This is a genomic window from Nocardioides sp. BGA-UO-ETr-FS32 (assembly GCF_059567905.1).
In genome coordinates, this window is record NZ_JCAQOX010000007.1 from 77049 (window position 1) to 98880 (window position 21832).

At 71.4% G+C, this 21832-nt stretch carries 23 protein-coding genes and 1 tRNA gene; 7 read left to right on the plus strand and 17 right to left on the minus strand.

The genetic code is table 11. From position 1 onward, the window contains the following. Positions 1–99: 99 nt before the first annotated feature. Entirely contained in the window at positions 100–2583 is a 2484-nt protein-coding gene (gene leuS / locus AC57BS_RS03155; RefSeq protein ID WP_496410020.1) for a leucine--tRNA ligase, read from the minus strand. Between the two features lie 188 nt (positions 2584–2771). Between leuS and AC57BS_RS03160 the strand changes: the two genes are divergently transcribed. Continuing rightward, positions 2772–3536, plus strand: coding sequence for a hypothetical protein (locus tag AC57BS_RS03160; RefSeq protein ID WP_496410021.1), 765 nt, complete (start codon positions 2772–2774; stop codon positions 3534–3536). Between the two features lie 3 nt (positions 3537–3539). Here the strand turns inward: AC57BS_RS03160 and AC57BS_RS03165 are convergent, their stop codons facing one another. Beyond that, on the minus strand, positions 3540–4028 hold the full coding sequence (locus AC57BS_RS03165) for a DUF4870 domain-containing protein (protein WP_496410022.1): 489 nt from the start codon (positions 4026–4028) through the stop codon (positions 3540–3542). 197 nt (positions 4029–4225) lie between these two features. On the opposite strand from AC57BS_RS03165, the gene AC57BS_RS03170 reads away from it, so the two are divergent. The 4 genes from AC57BS_RS03170 to AC57BS_RS03185 are packed head-to-tail and all read left to right on the plus strand — an operon-like array spanning position 4226 to position 7115. Then, a complete protein-coding gene (locus AC57BS_RS03170) occupies positions 4226–4801 on the plus strand; it encodes an ArsR/SmtB family transcription factor (RefSeq protein WP_496410023.1) in 576 nt (191 codons plus the stop codon). Continuing rightward, on the plus strand, positions 4798–6048 hold the full coding sequence (locus AC57BS_RS03175) for an MFS transporter (RefSeq protein WP_496410024.1): 1251 nt from the start codon (positions 4798–4800) through the stop codon (positions 6046–6048). The genes AC57BS_RS03170 and AC57BS_RS03175 overlap by 4 nt, the downstream gene beginning before the upstream one ends. A 9-nt stretch (positions 6049–6057) precedes the next feature. Beyond that, positions 6058–6819: an SDR family NAD(P)-dependent oxidoreductase gene (locus AC57BS_RS03180; RefSeq protein ID WP_496410025.1), complete on the plus strand. Its 762-nt coding sequence runs from the start codon at positions 6058–6060 to the stop codon at positions 6817–6819. A 14-nt stretch (positions 6820–6833) separates the two neighbouring features. Further along, positions 6834–7115, plus strand: coding sequence for an ankyrin repeat domain-containing protein (locus tag AC57BS_RS03185; RefSeq protein ID WP_496410026.1), 282 nt, complete (start codon positions 6834–6836; stop codon positions 7113–7115). Here the strand turns inward: AC57BS_RS03185 and AC57BS_RS03190 are convergent. The 9 genes from AC57BS_RS03190 to AC57BS_RS03230 all read right to left on the minus strand — a co-directional run bounded on the left by AC57BS_RS03190 (position 7112) and on the right by AC57BS_RS03230 (position 13375). Further along, positions 7112–8368, minus strand: a complete 1257-nt coding sequence (locus AC57BS_RS03190; protein WP_496410027.1) for a VOC family protein — start codon at positions 8366–8368, stop codon at positions 7112–7114. The two genes, AC57BS_RS03185 and AC57BS_RS03190, sit on opposite strands and share 4 nt — an antisense overlap. 7 nt (positions 8369–8375) lie before the next feature. Then, a complete protein-coding gene (gene rocD / locus AC57BS_RS03195; RefSeq protein ID WP_496410028.1) occupies positions 8376–9629 on the minus strand; it encodes an ornithine--oxo-acid transaminase in 1254 nt (417 codons plus the stop codon). Between the two features lie 91 nt (positions 9630–9720). Then, positions 9721–9796, minus strand: a tRNA-Ala gene (locus tag AC57BS_RS03200). A gap of 65 nt (positions 9797–9861) precedes the next feature. Continuing rightward, on the minus strand, positions 9862–10305 hold the full coding sequence (locus tag AC57BS_RS03205; RefSeq protein ID WP_496410029.1) for a DUF4112 domain-containing protein: 444 nt from the start codon (positions 10303–10305) through the stop codon (positions 9862–9864). 35 nt (positions 10306–10340) lie between these two features. After that, a complete protein-coding gene (locus tag AC57BS_RS03210) occupies positions 10341–10970 on the minus strand; it encodes a histidine phosphatase family protein (protein WP_496410030.1) in 630 nt (209 codons plus the stop codon). After that, positions 10967–11326 carry a ribosome silencing factor gene (rsfS, locus tag AC57BS_RS03215; protein ID WP_129453541.1) on the minus strand — a complete coding sequence of 120 codons (360 nt, stop codon included), beginning with the start codon at positions 11324–11326 and terminating at the stop codon, positions 10967–10969. Before rsfS ends, AC57BS_RS03210 begins: the two co-directional genes overlap by 4 nt. Continuing rightward, positions 11323–11955: a nicotinate-nucleotide adenylyltransferase gene (gene nadD, locus AC57BS_RS03220; RefSeq protein ID WP_496410031.1), complete on the minus strand. Its 633-nt coding sequence runs from the start codon at positions 11953–11955 to the stop codon at positions 11323–11325. The genes rsfS and nadD overlap by 4 nt, the downstream gene beginning before the upstream one ends. A gap of 4 nt (positions 11956–11959) precedes the next feature. Beyond that, positions 11960–12106 carry a hypothetical protein gene (locus AC57BS_RS03225; RefSeq protein ID WP_168218513.1) on the minus strand — a complete coding sequence of 49 codons (147 nt, stop codon included), beginning with the start codon at positions 12104–12106 and terminating at the stop codon, positions 11960–11962. 18 nt (positions 12107–12124) lie between these two features. After that, positions 12125–13375: a glutamate-5-semialdehyde dehydrogenase gene (locus AC57BS_RS03230; RefSeq protein WP_496410032.1), complete on the minus strand. Its 1251-nt coding sequence runs from the start codon at positions 13373–13375 to the stop codon at positions 12125–12127. A 38-nt stretch (positions 13376–13413) separates the two neighbouring features. Between AC57BS_RS03230 and AC57BS_RS03235 the strand changes: the two genes are divergently transcribed. Further along, the gene (locus AC57BS_RS03235) at positions 13414–14952 is read left to right on the plus strand and encodes a hypothetical protein (RefSeq protein ID WP_496410033.1); all 1539 of its coding nucleotides are present in this window, start codon (positions 13414–13416) and stop codon (positions 14950–14952) included. Between the two features lie 64 nt (positions 14953–15016). On the opposite strand, the gene AC57BS_RS03240 is transcribed toward AC57BS_RS03235, so the two are convergent. The 4 genes from AC57BS_RS03240 to AC57BS_RS03255 all read right to left on the minus strand — a co-directional run bounded on the left by AC57BS_RS03240 (position 15017) and on the right by AC57BS_RS03255 (position 18087). Then, entirely contained in the window at positions 15017–15991 is a 975-nt protein-coding gene (locus AC57BS_RS03240) for an electron transfer flavoprotein subunit alpha/FixB family protein (protein WP_496410034.1), read from the minus strand. 14 nt (positions 15992–16005) lie between these two features. Next, complete coding sequence (locus tag AC57BS_RS03245; protein ID WP_496410035.1) at positions 16006–16806, minus strand: electron transfer flavoprotein subunit beta/FixA family protein; 801 nt, start codon at positions 16804–16806, stop codon at positions 16006–16008. Positions 16807–16945: 139 nt separating this feature from the next. Next, on the minus strand, positions 16946–17248 hold the full coding sequence (locus AC57BS_RS03250; RefSeq protein ID WP_496410036.1) for a hypothetical protein: 303 nt from the start codon (positions 17246–17248) through the stop codon (positions 16946–16948). A gap of 62 nt (positions 17249–17310) precedes the next feature. Further along, positions 17311–18087, minus strand: coding sequence for an enoyl-CoA hydratase/isomerase family protein (locus AC57BS_RS03255; RefSeq protein ID WP_496410037.1), 777 nt, complete (start codon positions 18085–18087; stop codon positions 17311–17313). A gap of 97 nt (positions 18088–18184) precedes the next feature. On the opposite strand from AC57BS_RS03255, the gene glgX reads away from it, so the two are divergent. Next, complete coding sequence (gene glgX, locus AC57BS_RS03260) at positions 18185–20362, plus strand: glycogen debranching protein GlgX (protein ID WP_496410038.1); 2178 nt, start codon at positions 18185–18187, stop codon at positions 20360–20362. An 8-nt stretch (positions 20363–20370) separates the two neighbouring features. Here glgX and AC57BS_RS03265 read toward each other — a convergent pair whose 3' ends face one another. Both AC57BS_RS03265 and AC57BS_RS03270 read right to left on the minus strand, forming a co-directional pair. Then, on the minus strand, positions 20371–20748 hold the full coding sequence (locus AC57BS_RS03265) for a VOC family protein (RefSeq protein ID WP_496410039.1): 378 nt from the start codon (positions 20746–20748) through the stop codon (positions 20371–20373). A 74-nt stretch (positions 20749–20822) separates the two neighbouring features. Then, positions 20823–21734 carry a helix-turn-helix transcriptional regulator gene (locus tag AC57BS_RS03270; protein WP_496410040.1) on the minus strand — a complete coding sequence of 304 codons (912 nt, stop codon included), beginning with the start codon at positions 21732–21734 and terminating at the stop codon, positions 20823–20825. Positions 21735–21832 lie beyond the last annotated feature (98 nt).

The following is a 21832-nucleotide window of genomic DNA, read 5'->3' on the forward strand; positions in this document are numbered from 1 at the left end:
CTGACCAGCACACCTGAGCACGCCGAATGACGACCGGCCCCGCGGCACTGCCGCGGGGCCGGTTCGTCGTTGCGTGGGGTCGCCGAGGTCGGAACGGGTTCAGACGACGACGTTGACCAGCTTGGGCGCGCGCACGATCACCTTGCGCACGGTGGCGCCGTCGATCGCGCGCTGCACGCCCGCGTCGGCGAGGGCAGCGGCCTCCAGGTCGGCCTCGGAGATGTCGGGCGACACCTCCAGGCGCGCCTTGACCTTGCCCTTGACCTGCACCACGGCGGTGACGGTGTCCTCGACCAGCAGCGCCTCGTCGACGACCGGCCACCCGACGCGGGCGACCGTGGGCTCGTGGCCCAGGCGCTCCCACATCTCCTCGGCCGTGTAGGGCGCGACCAGCGACAGCAGGACCGCCACCGCCTCGGTCGCCTCGCGCACCGCCGGGTCCGCGGGACCGCAGCCCGAGTCGATCGCCTTGCGGGTGGCGTTGACCAGCTCCATGACGCGGGCCACCACGACGTTGAAGCGGTAGGTCTCGACCAGCCCGGCCGCGTCGTGGACGGTGCGCGCGGTCGTACGCCGCAGCGCCAGGTCGCCTGCCTGCACGTCCGCCCCCGGGGCCGAGGTGACGTCGCCGGACAGCCGCCAGGCTCGCTGCAGGAAGCGCAGCGACCCGTCGGGCGACATGTTGGCCCAGTCGATGTCGTCCTCCGGCGGACCCGCGAAGACCAGGGTCAGCCGCACCGCGTCGACACCGAAGGCCGCGAGCTGGTCGCCCAGGTTGACGCCGTTGCCCAGGGACTTGCTCATCTTCTTGCCCTGGTTGATCACGAAGCCCTGGTTGAGCTGGGCCGACCACGGCTCGCGGAAGTCGACCAGGCCCATGTCGTTGAGCACCTTGGTGAAGAACCGGCCGTAGAGCAGGTGCAGCACCGCGTGCTCGACGCCGCCGACGTAGAGGTTGCACGGCATCCAGGCGTTGACCTTGGCGCTGTCGAAGGCCTGGGTCTCGTCGTGCGGCGAGCAGTAGCGGAACATGTACCAGGACGAGTCGACGAAGGTGTCCATGGTGTCGGTGTCGCGGGTCGCCGGGCCGCCGCAGGTCGGGCAGGTCGTGTTGACCCACTCGCTCGCGCCGCCCAGCGGCGAGGTGCCCTTGGGCTTCAGGTCGGCACCGGTCAGCACCGGCAGCGTCACCGGCAGCTGGTCCTCGGGCACCGGGACCTCGCCGTCCACCGGGCAGTGGATGATCGGGATCGGCGCGCCCCAGTAGCGCTGGCGGCTCAGCAGCCAGTCGCGCAGGCGGAAGTTGACCGTTCCGCGGCCCAGCCCCTGGCCTTCCAGGTAGGCAATGGTCGTCGACTTGGCCTCGGCGACCGCCAGGCCGGACAGGTCGATCTCGTCGTTGGCGGAGTTGATGGCCGGCCCGTCCCCGGTGAAGGCCTCGCCCTCCCAGCCGTCCGGCGGCTGGACGGTCCGGATCACCGGCAGGTCGAACGCCTCGGCGAACTCCCAGTCACGCTGGTCCTGGCCGGGGACGGCCATGATGGCGCCGGTGCCGTAGTCGGCCAGCACGTAGTCGGCGGCGTAGACCGGGATCTTCGTGCCGGTCAGCGGGTTGGTCGCGTGCACGCCCAGGAAGACGCCGGTCTTGGGCCGGTCGGTGGACAGCCGGTTGATCTCGGTCTCCTTGCGGACCTCCACCAGGTAGTCCTCCAGGGCCGGTCGCTGCTCGTCGGTGACCAGCTCACCGGCCAGGGCGGCGTCGGCGGCCACGACCATGAAGGTCGCGCCGAACAGGGTGTCCGGCCGCGTCGTGTAGACGGTGACCGGCTCGTCGCGGCCGTCGATGACGAAGTCGACGTGGGCGCCCTCGGATCGGCCGATCCAGTTGCGCTGCGCGGTGACCACGCGGTCGGGCCAGGTCTTCTCCAGCTCGTCCAGGCCGTCCAGCAGCTCCTGCGCGTAGTCGGTGATCTTGAAGTACCACTGGGTCAGCTCCTTCTTGGTCACCTCCGCCCCGCAGCGGTCGCAGACGCCGCCGACGACCTGCTCGTTGGCCAGGACGGTCTGGTCGTTGGGGCACCAGTTGACCGGGCTGTTCTTGCGGTAGGCCAGGCCCCGCTCGTGGAACTGCAGGAACAGCCACTGCGTCCACCGGTAGTAGTCGGGGTCGCTGGTGTTGAAGGTCCGCGACCAGTCGAACGACGCGGCGTACTTCCGGCACGACTCGATCGAGCGCGCGATGTTGGCGCGCGTGTAGGTGTCGGGGTGCTCGTCGTTGCGGATCGCGGCATTCTCCGCGGGCAGGCCGAAGGAGTCGAAGCCCATCGGGTTCAGCACCTCGTAGCCGCGCTGCCACCAGTAGCGCGCGACCACGTCGTGCAGCGCGAACACCTCGGCGTGGCCCATGTGCAGGTCGCCGCTCGGGTAGGGGAACATCGTCAGCGCGTAGCGCTTCTCGCGCGGGCTGTCGTCGTCGGCCCGGAAGGGGTCGAGCTCCTCCCAGACGCGCTGCCACTTCGTCTCGGTGGCCGCGATGTCGTACGTCGCGCGCTCGGCGTCGTGGGCTCCGCTGTCCTGGCTCATGGCGTGTCCTCTTGTTGCGGTCTGCTGGTGTGTCGCTGCGATGGCATGAAAAAACCCCTCACATGGAGGGGTGGCCGCGTGTCGGGTCCGGTGGGACGCGATCAGCGCGGCTGTCGAAGAAGGAGCTGCTGGCGCACGAGGCCATCCTAGCGTGTCCCCGCCACCGGCCGCGAAGGGATACTGCGATCGTGACCGCCGACCTGGACAGGTACTCCGACGTGCTCGCGCTCCTGCGCGAGCTGCCGACGCTCTGCCCCGGCGTACGGGTCGTCGTGGTGAGCGGGTCCGCGGTGACCGGGGGCTACGACGCTCACTCCGACCTCGACGTCCAGGTGTGGACCGACGGTCCCGCGACGGCGACGTACGACGAGGCGCTGACACTCGTCCACGACCGCCTCGACGTCGACCACGTCTGGCGGGTGGCCGCCGACCGCTGGCCGACGGCGGCCCAGGGCTTCATCCACCTCCAGCCGGACGCCGCCGACCTGTCCCGACCCACGCGGCTAGTCGACTTCTTCGTCGACCGGCTGCCGGAGCGGCTGACCATCGACGTCCGACGGCACGGCACGCCCGAGGTGCTGCACGACCCGGACGGCCTGCTCCACCTCGAGCACGACGACGAAGGGGCGATGGAGTCGCAGCGCAGGCGGGCGGTTGAGCAGGCGGCCGCCCGTCGCCAGACCGGGGCCTGGCTGGTCGAGCATGCGGTGGCCCGTGGTGACGTGGCAGAGGCGACGTGGTTCCACATGCGGTTCGCGCTCGAGCCGCTGGTGACCCTCCTGCGCATCCGGCACTGCCCGGCCCGCCACGACTTCGGCCTGCGCTACCTGCGCACCGACCTGCCGGAGGGGATGGCCGAGCGGGTGGAAGCACTGCTGCCCGGGCCGGACCTCGTGGACCGGACCCGGGCGGCGTTCGCGTGGCAGGACGAGGTCCTGCGCGAGCTCACGTGAGGCTCAGCTGACGAACCGCGGCGTGAGCGGCGGGTTCCACCACTCGCCGTTGTAGGCCTTGACCGCCCCGACCACGTGGAGGATGCCGGCGATCACCGGCGGCACGAAGAACACCGGCAGGAAGACGAGGAAGCCGACGCCGAGGGTGATGATGCCCAGGACCACGTAGAGGACCGTGACGACCACCAGCCAGATGAACATCGAGATCTGGACGTTGAGCGAGTTGGCGGCGTGGGACCGGACGAAGGGACCGCGGTCCTTGTACATCACGTAGACCACGATCGAGGCCAGGAACCCGAGGAAGCCGGCGGAGAACACCATGGCCGCGACGGCTCCGGCGTGGCTGATGGCGCCCCACGTGCGCTCCTCCTGCGGCGAGATGGTCGTCGGCGCGGCGCGGTAGGCGGTCTCGGGCTGCTGGCCGAAGGACTGCTGGCCGTAGGGCCGCGTCGGGTCGGGTCCCTGCGCATCGCTGGGGTACTGGTCGGACATCTCACTCACTCCTCGACGGGCCGGGTGCCCTGCTGTCGAGGACAAGCCAACCACGCACCCCAGCCGTTTTCACCCCGTTCCGGGGTCGAGTCAGGGTGCGGTCAGGGTCGCACCCGGGACGACCTCCCAAGAAGTGTTTGACAGTCGTCGCGTACTGCCGCACACTCACTCCCCAAGAACTCTTGGAGGGATACGCCGTGGTGGACGAGACCGAGACCGACGGACAGGCGGTGGCCCGGCTGCGGGCGACCGCGCACCCGGTGCGGCTGCGCATCATGTCGCTGCTGACCGCGCAGGCGATGAGCGCCGCGGAGGTCGCCCGCGAGCTCGAGCTCACGCACGCCAACGCGTCGTACCACCTGCGGGTGCTCCACGACATCGGCGAGCTGGTGGTCGAGAGCGAGGAGAAGATCCGCGGCGGGACGGCCAAGCGCTACCGCTACGACGCGTCCCGTGAGCTCGCCGACCGCAGCAGCGGCATCGACGACCGGATCGCCTACGCACGCGCCAACGCCGTCGAGGTCGAGCGCCGCCTGCGCGACGCGGCGAAGGGCGCGGCCTCGTCGAGCGACCTCGAGGCCTGGGTCCCCGTCGAGGTGTGGCACCGCGCCCTCGACCTGCTCCACGAGGCGTCGCACCTCCTGCACGCCGAGGCCCGACCGGCAGGTACGCCGGACACCGTCCACGTCAGCGCCACCACGAATGCGTTCACGATGACCGGCGGGCTCGACGGCGAGACCGTGCGCTGGATCCCGGCGAGGAAGATGCAATGACCTGGGCAGCCGCGATCGCGCCGCTGCGCAACCGCAACTTCGCGTGGTACTTCGCGTCGCGGTTCGTCAACACGCTCGGCAACATGATGGCCAGCATCGCGCTCGCCTTCGCCGTGCTGGACATCACCGACTCCCCCACCGCCCTCGGTCAGGTGCTGGCCGCCCACACGATCCCGATGGTCGCGCTGCTGCTCTACGGCGGGGTGATCGCCGACAGGTTCCCGCGCACCCTGGTGCTCCAGTTCTCCAACCTCGCCTCGGCCGTGAGCCAGGGCGCCATCGCGGTCCTGGTGCTGACCGGTGAGGCCGAGGTCTGGATGCTCGTCGTGCTCTCGGGCGTGCACGGTGTCGTGTCCGGAGTCGGTTTCCCGGCGATGGCCAGCGTCCTGCCGCAGCTGGTCGAGCGCGCTGACCTCCAACCGGCCAACGCACTCGTCTCCCTGACCCGCAACGGCATGATGGTGCTCGGTCCGACGATCGGCGCGCTCCTGGTGGTCACGGTCGGCTCGGGCTGGGCGCTCGCGGTGGACGCCGCCACCTGGCTGCTCGCCGCACTGCTGCTCCTGCCGGTGCGGCTGCCCGCCCGCCAGCCGCGGGGGGAGGCTCCTGACACCGTCCGCGAGCTGCGCGAGGGCTGGTCGTTCTTCTGGGCCACCCCCTGGCTGTGGACCGTGGTCGTCGGCTTCGGCGTGCTCAACGCGATCCACACGGGCGCGTGGTTCACCCTCGGCCCTGCGGTCGCCGACGACACCATCGGACGCCAGGGCTGGGGCTACGTGCTGTCCGCGGAGGCGGCCGGCCTGCTCCTCACGACCGTGGTCCTGCTGCGCGTACGCCTCGAGCGCCCCCTCCTGCTGGGGATGCTCGGCGTGGCGATGATGGCGCCGCCGATGCTCCTGCTCGGCGTCTCCCCCACCCTGGTCGGACTCGTCACCACGGCCTTCCTTGCCGGCGCCGGCACCGAGATCTTCGGCATGGGCTGGAACCTGGCCATGCAGGAGAACATCGAGGACGGCATGCTCTCGCGCGCCTACTCCTACGACGCGCTCGGCTCCTTCGTCGCGATGCCCATCGGCCAGCTCGCCTACGGTCCGCTCGCCGTGGCCTTCGGCTTGAAGCCGGTGCTGGTCGTCTCCGCGATCGCCTATGCCGGTGTGGTGGCGCTGGTGCTCAGCTCCCGCTCCGTACGCGAGCTGCCGCGCGCACCGGTGACCCCTGCGTCCGCGGTGACGACCACCACGTCCTAGGGTCCCGGCATGGGAGTCATGGAGATGTTCCGCCTGGACGGCAAGGTCGTCATCGTCACCGGCGCCTCGAGCGGGCTCGGAGTCGCGTTCGCCCACTGCTTCGCAGAGGCTGGCGCCGACGTCGTGCTCGGCGCGCGCCGCGTCGAGAAGCTCGAGCGGGTCGCCGCATCCGTACGCTCGACGGGCCGCCGGGTGCACACGGTGGCCACCGACGTGGCCGATCCCGAGCAGTGCCAGCGACTCGTCGACGAGGCGATGGCGAAGTTCGGCCGGGTCGACGTGCTCGTCAACAACGCCGGCGTCGGCACGGCCGTCCCCGCGACCCGGGAGACGCCCGAGCAGTTCCGCTCGGTCATCGACGTCAACCTCAACGGCTGCTACTGGATGGCGCAGGCGTGCGGGCGCGTCATGGAGCCCGGGTCGAGCATCATCAACATCTCCTCGATCCTCGGCATCACCACCGGCGGCCTCCCGCAGGCGGCGTACTCCGCCTCGAAGGCGGGCCTTGGCGGGCTCACCCGCGACCTCGCCCAGCAGTGGACGGGCCGCAAGGGCATCCGGGTCAACGCCCTCGCACCGGGCTTCTTCACCTCCGAGATGACCGAGACCTATCCCGACGGCTACCTCGACCTCGCCCTCCAGCGTGTCCCCGCCGGCCGCAAGGGCGACCCTCACGAGCTTGCCGCGACGGCCGTCTGGCTCGCGTCCGACGCCGCCGGATACGTCACCGGGCAGATGATCCCGGTGGACGGCGGCCTCACGATCGCCTGACGCGGCGCACGACGATGTCCCACGGGGACTACAAGGCGTTCTTCGCCGCCGCCTGTGCCGGTGACGTGAGCCTGGTCGAGCACCACCTCGACGCCGGCGTCGACGTCGACTTCGTGCATCCCGAGCTGCAGTCGACAGCGCTGGTCGCGGCGATCGAGGAGGGGCGCGCCGATGTGGCGCTGCTCCTGCTCGACCGCGGCGCCTCGCCGACCTTGCGCTCGCCGCTGGAGGGCATGACACCGCTGGAGGCCGCCCGCGCCGCCGGGCTCGACCGGGTCGTGGACCGGCTGGGCTAGAGCCAGGGCTCCCCGCGGACCACGCCGTCCGTACGCCGTCCCACGGCCGCCTCGTCCAGCCACCGCTGCTGCTCGCCCTCGGCGAAGCGCCCGCTGCTCCCTGACCCGTTGAAGTGGCGCACCACCGACCGGTCGCCGTCGCGGACGGCGTACACGCCCCCGCTGAGGGCGTGCACGAACGCGTCGTCGACGCGACCGACCTGTTCGGTGACCGGCGGGTCGCCGATGGTGGGCTGGCGCTCCAGCACCTCGACCGGGTCGCCGATGCCGACCACGACGACACCGTGACGGTCCAGCGGGTGCACTCCCGTGACCACCGTGACGGGCTGAGTTCCGGCCGGTCCGACGAGCCGCACCGACCTGACGACGTCGACCGCTATGCCGTCGGCCCAGACGACGTCGACGTCCCGAGCGGCGCCGAGGCCTGCGTCCACGACGGCCTCGACCCACGCCTGCGCGCGCTCGACCGCCGACCCCGATCCGGCCGAGGGCTGCAGGGCCGACGCGGGGAAGCGCCGCCGGTCCGGCCAGGCGACGACACCGACCCCGTCGATCGTGAAGTGCGTGAGGTCACCGGACGCGGTCCTGAGGGCGAGCCTCGCCACCGGCTCGCCGTCCTGGCCCCAGGACATCGACCACGCGCTGCCTCCGACCGGCTCGCCGACCGGGTAGAGGGAGACCCGCACGCCCGCGACGTCGTGGAACACCCGCCGCGGCCAGTGCGCGCTCGGCTCCAGGCCCAGGGCGAGGAGCAGGTCGGCCACCCGCTCGGGGTCCGGCGGGGTGAGCGTGACCTGCTCGACGACCGGGCCGTCGGCGGGGCCAGGACCCATCGGCGTCGTCCACTCGATGAGGAAGGGCAGCGACCCGTCGTAGGGCCCGGGTCCGACGTCGCAGACCTTCCACTCCACGACGTCACCGTCGGGCGTGCGACGGGAGCCGGGCACCGCGTAGCCCGGTTCGGAGCCGGCGTCGGCCAGCGCCGTACGCGCCGCCTCGATGTCGTCGACCGCGATCGCCCACGAGATCGGGCCGCGGGCCGAGCGGACACGGTCCAGCCACGGGTTGGACGCGTCGCTGCCGGGAGCGATCAGCTCGACGTACGCCGGCCCCGGCCCGCGGACCAGGGCGTTGACCGTGCCCACGGGGTGCGCTCCCCCGCGTGCGGCGGGGACACCGGCTGCGGTCCACCGGGCGATGGCGTCGTCGAGGTCCTCGACGGCGACGACGAGGTGGTCGAACCGCGCGGACACGGTCGGCTCAGGCAGCGGCCGCGAGGATCTCGGTGACCGCGGCGACCAGTCCGGCGATGTCCTCGTCGCTGGCCACCAGCGGCGGGGCGAAGCGGACGGTCGAGCCGTGGGTGTCCTTGGCGAGGATGCCGCGGGCCATGAGCGCCTCGGACATCTGGCGCCCGGACATCAGTGACGGGTCGATGTCGATGCCGGCCCAGGCGCCGCGGACGCGTACGTCGGACAGGCCGTTGCCCACCAGGGGGCCGAAGCCGGCCTCGAGCTGCGCCCCGATCTCGGCGGAGCGCGCCTGGAAGGTGCCCTCCTCCAGCATCGCGACGACCTCGGTGCCGATGGCGGCGGCGAGGGGGTTGCCGCCGAAGGTCGAGCCGTGGGAGCCGGGCGTGATGACGTCCATGACCTCGCGGTCGGCCGCGATCGCGGAGACGGGGTAGATGCCGCCGCCGAGCGCCTTGCCCATGATGTAGATGTCGGGGACGACGTCCTCGTGGTCGCACGCGAAGGTGCGGCCCGAGCGGGCCAGGCCCGACTGGATCTCGTCGGCGACCATCAGCACGTTGCGCTCGGTGCAGAGCGCGCGCAGGTCGCGCAGGAAGCCCTCGGGCGGCATCACGACGCCACCCTCGCCCTGGATCGGCTCGAAGAGGACGGCGACCGTGGTCTCGTCGATGGCCGAGGCGATGGCCTCGATGTCGCCGTACTTCACGCCGCGGAAGCCGGTGGTGAACGGGGCGTAGCCCGACGTCGCCACGTCGTCGTCGGAGAAGCTGACGATCGTGGTGGTGCGGCCGTGGAAGTTGCCCTCCATGGTGATGATCGTGGCCTGGCCGGCCGGCACGCCCTTGACCTCGTAGCCCCACTTGCGGCTCACCTTGATGGCGGTCTCGACGGCCTCGGCGCCGGAGTTCATCGGCAGGATCATGTCCTTGCCGGTGAGGCGGCACAGCGCCTCGGCGAAGCCGCTCAGCCTGTCGTTGAAGAACGCGCGGCTCGTCAGCGTGAGCCGGCCGAGCTGCTCACGCGCGACCGCGACGAGGCGCTCGTTGGAGTGACCGAAGTTGAGCGCCGAGTAGCCCGCGAGGCAGTCGAGGTAGCGCTTGCCGTCGACGTCGACGACCCACGCGCCGTCGCCCTCGGCGAGGACCACCGGGAGCGGGTGGTAGTTGTGCGCCGCGTAGCGCTCGGTGGCCTCGATGTGGGCGCTCGTGAGCTCGGAGAGCTGCGGCGACGTGGTGCTGGTGGAGAGGTCGGTCGCGGTCATGAGCACATGGTGCCACCGCCCCGATCCGTTCGCCGACTCGGCGATGCCCGAACGCGCGAAGAGGCCGGACCTCACGGTCCGGCCTCTTCGTTGGTGGAGCTGAGGGGACTCGAACCCCTGACCCTCTGCATGCCATGCAGATGCGCTACCAGCTGCGCCACAGCCCCAACAGCCGAGAACATTAGCCGACGTCTCCCGGAGGGTGAAATCGGGGTCCCGGTTCCACGAAGGATCAGGTGATCCAGCGCCACAGGAGCCAGATCCCGAGCACCGTGGCGGCGATCCCGGCAAGGAGCGGGACCACCATGAGCGCCACCGCTCCGGCGACGTACGCCGGGCTCGGGGGCTCGCGCAGCGGCTCGCGCTCGACCTCGCGGAGCAGCAGCCGCAGGTTCTTGCGATTGGCCCGGTGGGCGACGTCGAGGAGGTCCCCGATGCCGGGCACGAGGCCCAGGACCGCGTCGATCACCAGGTTGAGCCCCATCCGCGCGAGCACCACCATCGGCACGCGGGCGCGTACGGCGTCGCGGACGATCACGCCCGACAGGGCGCTGCCCACGACGTCGCCGATGCCCGGCACCAGGCCGATCACGGCATCGAGCCCGACCCCGATGCGCGTGCCGGGCACGGTCACCGCGTCGTCCATGACCCGGGCGAGCTGTCGACTGAGCGCCACGTCGACCTCACGCGCTCGCTCGCTCGCCGGCGGCCTCACGGGGTCGCGACCCGGTTCCAGGCCGTCAGCCGCCACCGCTCCGCGCCACCGGTCCAGAACGACGCGGAGTGCTCGAGCTCGACCCACCCGCAGTTGGCCAGGCCGCCGAGCGCCTCGCCCGCTCCGCGGCCCCAGCCGAGGAAGGCGGGCACGGCAGTCCGCAGCGCGGCGCCGTGCGAGACGACGAGACCGGTCTCCCCGTCCCCCAGCGAGTCGGCGTACGTCTCGAGCGCGGGCAGGAAGCGCGCGAGCACGTCGTCGTCGGTCTCGCGCCCGGGGATGCCGGCGATATCGCCCGCCAGCAGGGCGGCGTACTCCTCGGGGAACGCGGCGGCGTACTCGTCCGTGGTCAGGCCCGTACGGTTCGGGCCCACGTCGAACTCCCGCAGCCGCGCGTCGAGGGACGGCTCCGTGCCGCACTCGGCCGCGACGGCCTCGGCCGTGGCCGAGGCGCGCGCCAGGTCCGAGGACCAAACCGACACGGGCGCCATGGCGGCCAGGAGTGGCGCGACCTCCTTCGTCTGCGCCAGGCCGACGTCGTCCAGCGGCACGTCGGCGTGCCCCTGGGCGCGACCGGCGTCGTTCCAGGCGGTGCGCCCGTGGCGCAGGAGGACCAGACGCCTCACGTGAGGGTCAGCGGGATGAGCGGGCAGTCGCTCCAGAGCCGCTCGAGGGCGTAGAACGAGCGCTCCTCCTCGTGCTGGACGTGGACCACGATCTCGCCGTAGTCGAGGAGCACCCAGCGGCCCTCCTTGTGGCCCTCGCGCCGGATCGGCTTCGCACCGGACTCGCGGAGCTTGTCCTCCACCTCGTCGACGATCGCGCCGACGGCCCGCTCGTTGCTCGCGCTGGCCAGCACGAACGCGTCGGTGATCGCGAGCTGGTCGCTCACGTCGAAGGCCAGGACCTGGTCGGCCTTCTTGTCGTGCGCGGCCTGGGCCGCGACGGCGACGAGCTCGAGGGCGTGGTCGGTGGCAGTCATGCAGTGTCCTTGCTGGTGTCGGGTGCGGCGTAGAGGTCGTGCTTGGCGATGTACTGCACCACACCGTCCGGCACGAGGTACCAGACGGGCTCCCCGCGACGCTTGCGCTCGCGGCAGTCGGTGGACGAGATCGCCAGGGCCGGGATCTCGACCATGGTGACCCGGTCGGCGGGGATCCTGGCGAGCGCCTCGGGGTCCATCTCGTAGCCCGGCCGGGTGCAGCCGACGAAGCTCGCGAGATCGAAGAGCTCCTCGGCGTCACGCCAGGTGAAGATGTCGGCCAGGGCGTCGGCGCCGGTGATGAAGAACAGGTCCGCGTCGGGCATCTCGGCCTTGAGGTCGCGCAGCGTGTCGATCGTGTAGGTCCTGCCCGCACGATCGATGTCGACCCGGGAGACGTTGAAGCGAGGGTTGGCGGCCGTGGCCACCACTGTCATGAGGTAGCGGTGCTCGGCCGCGGTGACCGCGCGGTCGCTCTTCTGCCAGGGGTCCCCGGTGGGCACGAAGACGACCTCGTCGAGGTCGAACCAGGCCTGTACCTCGGACGCGGCGACGAGGTGGCCGTGGTGGATGGGGTCGAACGTGCCGCCCATCACCCCGACGCGACGCCGGGCCACAGGAGCCGCCACCGGATCAGCTGTGCTCGCGCCCGCCACCGAAGGAGACCACGGCCAGGAGCAGCACCATGAGGAGGACCAACGTCACGCCACCGATGACGTAGGGGTGGACGGCGGGCTCGCTCTCGGCCTCGGCGGCAAGCGTGATGACGGTGCTCAGCATGGGCTCACCCTACCGGCATCACCGCACGTGGCCCTCGCCGACCACGACGTACTTGCTCGATGTCATCTCCGGGAGGCCCATCGGACCACGCGCGTGGAGCTTCTGGGTCGAGATCCCGATCTCGGCGCCGAAGCCGAACTCGCCTCCGTCGGTGAACCGCGTGGACGCGTTCACCATCACCGCGGCGGAGTCGACCGCGGCGACGAACCGGCGGATCGTCGCCTGGTCACGGGCCACGATCGCCTCGGTGTGGCCCGAGGAGAACCGACGGATGTGCTCGATCGCGCCCTCGACGTCGGCGACGACCGCGGCGGAGATCTCCAGCCCGAGGAACTCCGCGGCGTGGTCCTCGTCGGTGACCGGGACGACGTCGTCGTACTCGGCGAACGCACGGTCGCCGTGCACGAGCACCCCGGCGTGCTGCAGCGCCTCCACCACGAGCGGCAGGAACTCGTCGGCGACGTCCTCGTGCACCAGCAGCGACTCGGCGGCGTTGCAGACGCTGGTGCGGTGGGTCTTGGAGTTCATCACGATGGCGAGCGCCTGCTCGAGGTCGGCCGAGGCGTCGACGTAGACGTGGCAGTTGCCCACGCCCGTCTCGATGACCGGCACGGTCGACTCCTCGACCACGCTGCGGATCAGTCCCGCCCCGCCGCGCGGGATCAGGACGTCGACGAGCCCGCGTGCGCGCATGAGCGCCTTCACCGAGTCGTGGGTCTCGCCCGGCACCAGCTGTACGGCGTCCTCGGGCAGCCCGCTGCCGGCGAGCGCACCGCGCATCGCCGCGACGATCGCCGCGTTGCTCGACCGGGCACTCGACGAGCCCCGCAGCAGCACCGCGTTGCCGGACTTGAGGCAGATCCCGGCGGCGTCGGCGGTGACGTTGGGGCGGGCCTCGTAGATCATCCCGACCACGCCGAACGGCACGCGCACCTGGCGCAGCTCGAGCCCGTTGGCCAGGGTGCTGCCGCGCAGCACCTCGCCGACGGGGTCGGGCAGTGCGGCGACGTCGCGCAGCCCCTGGGCCATGGCCTCGAGCCGGTCCTGGTCGAGGCGCAGGCGGTCGACGATGTTGGCGGGAGTCCCGCCGGCCTCGGCCCGGGCGACGTCCTCGGCGTTGGCGGCCAGGACACCCTCGGCGCTCGCCACGAGGGCCTCGGCCATCGCGTGGAGCGCGGCATCCTTGGTCGCCCGGGTGGCCGTGGCCAGCTCGTGGCTGGCGGTCCGGGCGCGCCGCGCCACCTCCCGGACGTCTTCCTCGCTGCTCATGGGACCGAGCGTAGGCCGATCACGCCTATCCTCGGTCCATGTCTCGCATCACGGGGGTGATCGTCGCACTGGCGACGGCAGCGGCTGTCCTGACCGGCTCGACCGTGGGCGCGGCGCCGGCTCCGGTCGACGCCACCGGCGCGGACGACCTGCCACGGGAGGTCGAGGGCGGCGTCGAGCTGACGTTGGTCGACGGCGACGTGCTCCGCGTCTGGGTCGACGACGACCACCGGGCGGTCTGGAGCAAGCGCTACGACGCCGTCACCCGGGCGTGGGGCGGGCGCCAGGAGGTGCTGCGGAAGGAGAACCTCTCCTGCGGGGACGTCGAGGGCCGTACGTCGGGGGGAGCCGTCGCGCTCGTCGCGCCGTGCGACCGCGGCGGCTACTCGGAGGACCAGGCGCCCACCGCGTCCCACGCGCTGTGGTCGGCCGACACCGTCACCTGGTCGTCGTTCCCCCTCCAGGGCGAGGCGTACGACGAGCCCGGCGTCTCCCCCGACGGGAGTCGGGCGGTCTGGCTCGAGTTCCGCGGCTACGTCACGTGGGGTCCCGAAGGTTTCACCCGCCGCGCCCTCGAGACCCCGGGGCGCGAGTACACGGCGACCGCGACCATCACCGACGACGCCCAGGTCTCCTACCTCTTCGGCGCGCACGTGTCCCGTCGCCGGTGCGCCATGGTCGTGCTGACCCGGACCGGAGACGCCCCACCGACGCGCCAGGAGGTCGAGATCGACGACGCCTGCCAGGACCGCAACTTCGCCAACGTGGATGCGAACACCGCCGTGTTCGGGGAGTTCGCCCTCCCCTCCTCCGTCGCCGTCATCTCGCGCCCCGACGCCTCGTCCCCCTGGGCTGTGACGCGCCGGCCCCCCATCACGGCGCCGGGCCTCACCCTGGTCGAGCGTGGCCTCGACACGGAGTTCTTCACCGCTCCCGGGGCCCCGCTCGTGGCCCTGGGGTCGCGGACGGGTCGGCGGGTCCGGGCCCAGGTCTACGACCCGGTCGCCCAGGCGTGGGGTGCGGCGGTCACGGTGCACGAGTCGCGCACCCGGTGCCGCTGGGGAGCCGACGGGACCGTCCGGCCTCTGGCCGTCATCGTGGCGGTCGTGAGCTGCGGGGGCAGCAACGTGGTGCTCACCACCCGCGACGGCGTGGCCTGGCAGGCGCTGCGGATGGGGCAGCGCACGCTGGGCCAGTCGTCTGACGGACGGTACGTCGCCGTACCGGGCCCGGACGCCATCCACGTCATCTCGCCCGAGCTCGGCGTCGTGACCCTTCCGGGCGGCACCACCGGACGGTGCGACGTCGTGGTGCCGGACGGTCCGCAGGACGCTGTCCAGCTCGTCGCCGCGAGCGGTCCACGGAGGTGGCCGACACTCCTCCGCCACGTCTCGTCCGACGGCACGGAACGTCTGGGGCGCTTCCCCACCCGCACCCGCGGGAGGTGCGCCGGGGTCGAGCAGTCCTACGACCGGCCCACCCGCTTCGAGATGGACAGCACCCGCACCGGCCAGGGCCAGACGGTGCAGATCGCGCGGCGGGCCGACGGTTGGACGGTGCGGGTCGACCGCTGGTGACCCGGCTCCGGATGCACGAACGCCCCCGGCCGTGGGGCCGGGGGCGTTCGACGTCTCGGGCTGCTCAGCCCTTGCGCTCGGTGATCTTCTCCGTGGCCGCGGGGAGGACCGTGTGGAGGTCGCCCACGACACCGAAGTCGACGAGCTCGAAGATCGGGGCCTCGGGGTCCTTGTTGACCGCGACGATGGTCTTCGAGGTCTGCATGCCGGCGCGGTGCTGGATCGCACCGGAGATGCCGTTGGCGACGTAGAGCTGCGGCGAGACCGTCTTGCCGGTCTGGCCGACCTGGAAGGCGTGCGGCATCCAGCCGGAGTCGACCGCGGCACGCGAGGCACCCACGGCCGCACCGAGGCTGTCGGCGAAGCCCTCGACGGGCTCGAAGTTGCCCCCGGTGCCACGGCCGCCGGAGACCACGATCGCGGCCTCGGTCAGCTCGGGACGACCGGTGGACTGGCGCGGCTGGGTGGCCACGATCTGCGCACCCTTGGCGGCGTCCGACACGGTCACGGCGAACGCCTCGACCGCACCGGCGCCCTCGGCCTCCTCGGGGGCGGCCGAGTTGGGCTTGATCGTGATGATCGGCGTGCCGGTGGTGACCTTGGCCTGCACGGTGTAGTTGCCGGCGAACACGCTCTGGGTGGTCACGCCGCCCTCGGCGACGTCGACGGCGTCGGTGATCAGCCCGGAGCCCAGCTTGATCGCCAGGCGACCGGCGACCTCCTTGTTCTCGAACGTCGACGGCAGCAGGATCGCGGCCGGGCCATCTCCACCAGCCTTCTCGGCCAGCTGCTTGGTCAGTTGTTCGAGCGCCTCGGCCTTCGGTGCGACGAGGAAGCCCTTGATCTGGGCGTCGTCGACGACGTAGAGCTTCGCGGCGCCGTACTTCTTGACCTTCTCGGCCACGGCGTCGCCCTGGTCGGGCGAGCCGAAGAACACCGCGGACGGCTCGCCGAGCCGGCGCGCGATGGTCAGCAGCTCGTAGGTCGGCTTCTTGACCTCGCCGTCGGCGTGGTCGATGACAACAAGAACCTCAGACATGTCTACGCAGCTCCTCAGATGAACTTCTTCGAGGCGAGGAACTCGACCAGCGCACCAGCGCCCGAGCCGTCCTCGTCGGTGACGACCTCGCCGGCCGTACGGGGCGGACGCGCGGTGGTGTCCTCGACCTGGGTGTAGGCCACCGAGAGGCCGACCTGGTCGGCGTCGAGGCCGAGGTCGGTCAGCGACCACGTCTCCAGCGGCTTCTTCTTCGCGGCCATGATGCCCTTGAAGGACGGGTAGCGGGCCTCGCCGGACTGGTCGGTCACGCTCAGCACGATCGGCAGCGTCGCGCCGATGACCTCGGTCGAGCCCTCGTTGTCGCGCTTGATGCGGACCTGGTCGCCCTGCGACTCGATCACCGAGGCCAGCGTCACCTGCGGCATGCCCAGGCGCTCGGCCAGCATCGCCGGCACCACGGAGCCCGAGGCGTCGGTCGAGGCCATGCCGCAGACCACGAGGTCGGCGCCGGTGTCGGCCTTGATCTTCTCGATCGCCTTGGCGAGCACCAGCGAGGTGCCGAGGTAGTCGGAGCCGGCGATCGCGTCGTCGACGACGTGGACGGCAGAGTCGGCACCCATCTGCAGCGCCTTGCGCACCGCGTCGACGGCCTTCTCGGGGCCCACGGTCAGCGCGGTGACGGTGATCTCCTCGCCCTCGCGCTTCTCACGGAACTGCAGGGCCTGCTCCACGGCGTACTCGTCGAGCTCGGACAGCAGGCCGTCGACGCCGACGCGGTCGACGGTGTAGTCGTCCTCGAACTTGCGGTCGGCCGTGGCGTCCGGCACGTACTTCACACAGACAACAATGTTCATGGTGTGTGGCCTCGCGGCCCCTCCTGTGCAGTCGGATGTGCTCGTGAGGTTACTAGCCGGTCAGCGCCCACCGGAATGGCGATCCGGGTGTGGTCGCTCACAGTGACGCTGTCACGGTGAGATCACGGCAGGCGTCGGGTCAGGGCTTGACGATCCGGTCCAGGACCCGGCCGACGACGAGCCAGGCGATCGCCCCGAGCCCCCAGTTGAAGAGCGCGTTCTTGACCTGCGCGCCGTCGCCGCGGAACTGCTTGATGCCGTCCTGGCGGGAGAAGACCCCGACGTCGACGTAGTCGGCGGCCCGCAGGACGAAGTCGACCAGCGAGTTGGACGTGTTGGCGTCCAGGGCGATCAGCAGGGCGCCGATGGCCAGCACCAGGGCGCACAGCGCGCACACCAGCCAGATCAGCTGCGCCAGTCTCGCCCGGATCTTCGTTGCCACAGTCGTCGTCTCCCTTGGTCGTGTCGGGTCTTGTCGTGTCGGCGCTCGTCTCGTGGTGTCGCTCATCGACCCACGAAGGTCGCCTTGCCCGGTCCGTTCTCAACGAACGAGGTGATGCCGCGGGTACGGTCCTCCGTCGCGAAGACGCCGGCGAACTGCTGCCGCTCGATCTCCAGGCCGGTGTCGAGGTCGACCTCGCTGCCCCGGTCGATGCACTCCTTGGCGGCCCGGATCGCCAGGGCGGCGGCCCCGCTGAACTGGGCGGCCCACGCCACGGACTCCTCCAGCACCTTGTCGGCCGGGACGACCCGGTCGACCAGGCCGATGCGCAGGGCCTCGTCGGCCTTGACGAAGCGGCCGGTGAAGATGATGTCCTTCGCCCGGGAGGCGCCCACGAGTCGCGCGAGGCGCTGGGTGCCGCCGGCTCCGGGGATGATGCCGAGCAGCACCTCGGGCTGGCCGAGGACGGCGTCCTCGGCGGCGAAGCGGAGGTCGGCGGCCAGGGCGAGCTCGCAGCCCCCGCCCAGGGCGTACCCGTTGACGGCGGCGACCACCGGCTTCGGGATGCGTGCGATCGCGGTGGTGGCGGAGCTGACCGAGGCGGAGACCTTCACCATGTCGGAGTAGGTCAGCTCGGCCATCTCCTTGACGTCGTTGCCGGCCGCGAAGACCCGCTCACCGCCCCACAGGACCACGGCGCGGACGTCGTCGCGCTCGGTGAGCTCCGCGGCCGCCTCACGCAGGTCGGCCTGGACCTGCACGCTGATCGCGTTCATCTTCGGGCGGTCAAGCCGCAGGATCGCGACCCCGTCGGTCACGTCGATCGAGACGAACTCCATGGTGGCTCCTCATCGTGGTGCGGTCGTGGGTGCGGGCGCCGTGCCGCCTCGTGGGCGCATTGTGCCGTGCGTGGACGATGCCACCACAATGGCTCGCGTGACACCGCCCCCCGAGACGACGACGGCCTGGAACCACGACGGCGAGACGATGGCCGTCTGGCCGGGACGCAACTACCCCCTGGGCGCGACGTGGTCGGCCGAGTCCACCAACTTCGCCGTGTACGCCCCTGCCGCCACCGCGATGTGGGTGTGCCTGTTCGGGGACGACGGGACCGAGGTCCGCCACCGGCTGACCGAGCACTCGCTCGGCGTGTGGCACGGCGCGCTGCCCGGCGTCTCGCCCGGCACCCGCTACGGCTACCGCGCCGACGGCCCGTGGGACCCGGAGGCCGGCCTGCGGTTCAACCCGTCGAAGCTGCTGCTCGACCCCTACGGCAAGGCCGTCTCGGGCGACCTCCTCGTCGACGACGCGATCTTCGGCTACACCAAGGACGACCCCGACACGATCAGCGACCTCGACTCCGCGCCGTACGTGCCGCGCAGCGTCGTGGTCTACGACGACTTCCAGTGGGGCCCGGACACCCCGCCTCGCCGCCGCTGGCGCGACACGGTCATCTACGAGATGCACGTCAAGGGCATGACGATGCTGCACGACCGGGTGCCGGAGGACCTGCGGGGCACGTACGCCGGGCTCGCGACGCCCGCGGTGACCGACTACCTCAAGGACCTCGGCGTGACGGCGGTCGAGCTGCTGCCGGTGCACCAGTTCTTCTCCGAGCCGGCGCTCGCCGAACGGGGCCTGGTCAACTACTGGGGCTACAACTCACTGTGCTTCTTCGCCCCGCACAACGCCTACGCCGCCTCCGGCGACCGCGGGCAGCAGGTCACCGAGTTCAAGCAGATGGTCAAGGACTTCCACGCGGCCGGCCTCGAGGTGATCCTCGACGTGGTCTACAACCACACCGCCGAGGCTGGCCCGCTCGGTCCGACGCTCAGCTTCCGCGGGCTCGACGACCGCGGCTACTACCAGCGCGTCGCGGCACCGGCGACAGAGGCGGGCGAGGAGCCCGGGCCGGTGCGCTACTGGGACGTCACAGGCTGCGGGAACACCGTCGACTCCACGCACACGCAGAGCCTGCGGATGATCCTCGACTCGCTGCGCTACTGGGTCAGCGAGATGCACGTCGACGGCTTCCGTTTCGACCTGATGAGCGCCATCACCCGGACCAACCAGGTCGTCGACATGGGCTCGCACCTGCTCACCGCGATCGGCCAGGATCCCGTGCTGCGCCACGTGAAGCTCATCGCCGAGCCGTGGGACGCCTCGATGGACGGCTACCGGGTGGGCCAGTTCCCGCCACCATGGATCGAGTGGAACGACCAGTTCCGCGACACGGTCCGCGACTTCTGGCGCGGCCACTCCGGCGGCGTGCGCACCGTCGCGACCCGGCTGGCGGGCTCGAGCGACCTGTACGCCGACGACGGCCGCTCGCCGTATGCGTCGGTCAACTTCATCACCGCCCACGACGGCTTCACCGTGCGTGACCTGGTGTCCTACAACGAGAAGCACAACGAGGCCAACGGCGAGGAAAACCGCGACGGCACCGACAACAACCGGTCGTGGAACTGCGGCGTCGAGGGTGAGACCGACGACCCGGAGATCATCGCGCTGCGGCGCCGCCAGGCCGCCAACCTGATGGCCACCCTGTGCTTCTCCAGCGGCGTGCCGATGCTGACGGCCGGCGACGAGCGCGGTCGTACGCAGGGCGGCAACAACAACGCCTACGGCCAGGACAACGAGACCTCGTGGATCGACTGGCGCCCCGACGACGCGTGGCTCGACGTCTACGACATCACCAAGACCGCACTGCGGCTGCGCCGCGAGCACCCGGTGCTGCGGCAGCGCCACTGGTTCGAGGGGCGCCCGACGATCAAGGGCGGGATCAAGGACCTGGTGTGGGTGCACCCCACCGGCCGCGAGATGACCGTCGACGACTGGAACGACGACTCGATCCGCACGATCGGCATGTTCCTCAACGGAGCTCCGCTGCGCTCCCCCGGGCCGCGCGGCGAGCAGGTCCGCGACCAGTCGTTCATGATCTGGCTCAACTCCGGCGCGGACGACGTGGAGCTGGTGCTGCCCGACAACCAGTGGGTCCACCACGGCGAGGTCGTGCTCTCCACGAACGCCGACCTCGCGGTCGGCACCCCGGTCGTGGCCGGGGGGACGCTGGACCTCCAGGCCCGGTCGGTGCTCGTCCTGCGCCAGACCTGAGGCAGGTCTCAGGAAGCCGGCTCGAACACCTCGACGGGGTTGCCGGCCGGGTCGAGGACGAGGACCTGGCGACCGCCCGGTCCCGCGACCAGGTCGCCGAGCGGCTCCACCCCCGCCTCCCGGAGGCGCGCGAGCTCGGCGTCGAGGTCGTCCACCACCAGGTGGATCCGGTTGCGCCCCGGTCCGGCGAGCTCGTCCGGCGTCGCGCGCGCCCCGGAGGTCTGCGGTCCCGAGAGCATCAGGCGCAGCGGTCCTCGCACGACGTCGGCGAACGGCGGCGCCGGGCGGCTGAGCAGGGTGAACCCGAGGACGTCGGTGTAGAACGCGACCGCGGCATCGACGTCGTCGACGAGGTAGCGGACGCTGGCGTACTGGTCGTCCGGCATGGCGGACCTCCTTGTGGACCACGCTGTCCTCCCACACTCGCCCCGGGTCCAGCGGTGGTCAAGGGGCGCATGCGTCAGGTCGCCGGCTCGGCCATCCACTCCATCGGGTCGCCTGCGTCGAGGTCGGTGACGCCGTACGTCTCGAACGCGCCGAGCACGACCAGCCGGCGTACGGCGGCGAAGGTGAGCACGTGCGCGACCATCCCGCCGTAGGTGAACACCCTCGGGGGCTCACAGGTGACGTCGACGAAGGTGTCGTCCAACCGCCCCTCCTCGACCGTGGTCCGCACCTGCTCGAGGAACGCCGGCCCTTCCTCGGAGAGCTCACGCCGCAGCGTGCTCAGCGACTTCCCGCGCTCCTGGGCGAAGTCGTACGGACGCTGCTCGACCGCGGTGTTCCACTGGGCGAGCTGGCCGACGAGCCGGCCGAGCACCGAGCGGATCGACATGTCGTCGTCGATCGTGCCGATGGGCACCTCGATCGGGGCGTCGAGCTGCCCGTCGGTGAGCCGGCCGGCCCGGTCGATCATCTCGCCGGTCAGCCAGACGTGGTGCTCGATCATGCGCGTCATCAGGTCCATCGGGGTCACCTTTCGCGAGGTCGGCAGCCGGAGGCTCCCGGGCGGGTGGAAGTGCACGCCGCTCGGACCCTCGATCCGGGTCCGGGTGGGGTGCTGACGCCAGCGGCTGGGCGGCGCGCCGTACTCCCGCGAGAACGCCCGGGTGAACGCCTCGTGGGAGCCGAAGCCGGCCTCGAACGCGATGTCGACCACCGGCTGCTCGCTGGTCACGAGGCGGTACGCCGCGCGTTCGAGCAGCAGGCGGCGCCGCATCCGCTCAGGCGGCTCACCGCCCGTCGCCGACACCACGCGATCGAGGTGGAACCGCGAGAGGTGGAGCCGCTGCGCTCGCTCCTCGCTGCGCAGGTCGAGGGTCTCGGCCAGGACGTCGAGGAACGCGGCGAAGGTGTCAGCCGCTGTCGTCATGGCCACCAGCCTCGTCCCGGCCGCTCCCCCGCGCTTGATCGCACTTGCCGAGTGTGCACCGGTTCGGCGGCCGTCGGCCCGTCTGGGATGATGTCCGC

What these genes read in the sequence shown, in the direction of transcription:
- leuS (WP_496410020.1), bottom strand. Translation starts at nt 2,583, where the DNA reads ATGAGCCAGGACAGCGGAGCCCACGACGCCGAGCGCGCGACGTACGAC.
- AC57BS_RS03165 (WP_496410022.1), bottom strand. Translation starts at nt 4,028, where the DNA reads ATGTCCGACCAGTACCCCAGCGATGCGCAGGGACCCGACCCGACGCGG.
- AC57BS_RS03175 (WP_496410024.1), top strand. Translation starts at nt 4,798, where the DNA reads ATGACCTGGGCAGCCGCGATCGCGCCGCTGCGCAACCGCAACTTCGCG.
- AC57BS_RS03180 (WP_496410025.1), top strand. Translation starts at nt 6,058, where the DNA reads ATGGGAGTCATGGAGATGTTCCGCCTGGACGGCAAGGTCGTCATCGTC.
- AC57BS_RS03185 (WP_496410026.1), top strand. Translation starts at nt 6,834, where the DNA reads ATGTCCCACGGGGACTACAAGGCGTTCTTCGCCGCCGCCTGTGCCGGT.
- rocD (WP_496410028.1), bottom strand. Translation starts at nt 9,629, where the DNA reads ATGACCGCGACCGACCTCTCCACCAGCACCACGTCGCCGCAGCTCTCC.
- rsfS (WP_129453541.1), bottom strand. Translation starts at nt 11,326, where the DNA reads ATGACTGCCACCGACCACGCCCTCGAGCTCGTCGCCGTCGCGGCCCAG.
- AC57BS_RS03225 (WP_168218513.1), bottom strand. Translation starts at nt 12,106, where the DNA reads ATGCTGAGCACCGTCATCACGCTTGCCGCCGAGGCCGAGAGCGAGCCC.
- AC57BS_RS03230 (WP_496410032.1), bottom strand. Translation starts at nt 13,375, where the DNA reads ATGAGCAGCGAGGAAGACGTCCGGGAGGTGGCGCGGCGCGCCCGGACC.
- AC57BS_RS03235 (WP_496410033.1), top strand. Translation starts at nt 13,414, where the DNA reads ATGTCTCGCATCACGGGGGTGATCGTCGCACTGGCGACGGCAGCGGCT.
- AC57BS_RS03240 (WP_496410034.1), bottom strand. Translation starts at nt 15,991, where the DNA reads ATGTCTGAGGTTCTTGTTGTCATCGACCACGCCGACGGCGAGGTCAAG.
- AC57BS_RS03245 (WP_496410035.1), bottom strand. Translation starts at nt 16,806, where the DNA reads ATGAACATTGTTGTCTGTGTGAAGTACGTGCCGGACGCCACGGCCGAC.
- AC57BS_RS03255 (WP_496410037.1), bottom strand. Translation starts at nt 18,087, where the DNA reads ATGGAGTTCGTCTCGATCGACGTGACCGACGGGGTCGCGATCCTGCGG.
- AC57BS_RS03265 (WP_496410039.1), bottom strand. Translation starts at nt 20,748, where the DNA reads ATGCCGGACGACCAGTACGCCAGCGTCCGCTACCTCGTCGACGACGTC.
- AC57BS_RS03270 (WP_496410040.1), bottom strand. Translation starts at nt 21,734, where the DNA reads ATGACGACAGCGGCTGACACCTTCGCCGCGTTCCTCGACGTCCTGGCC.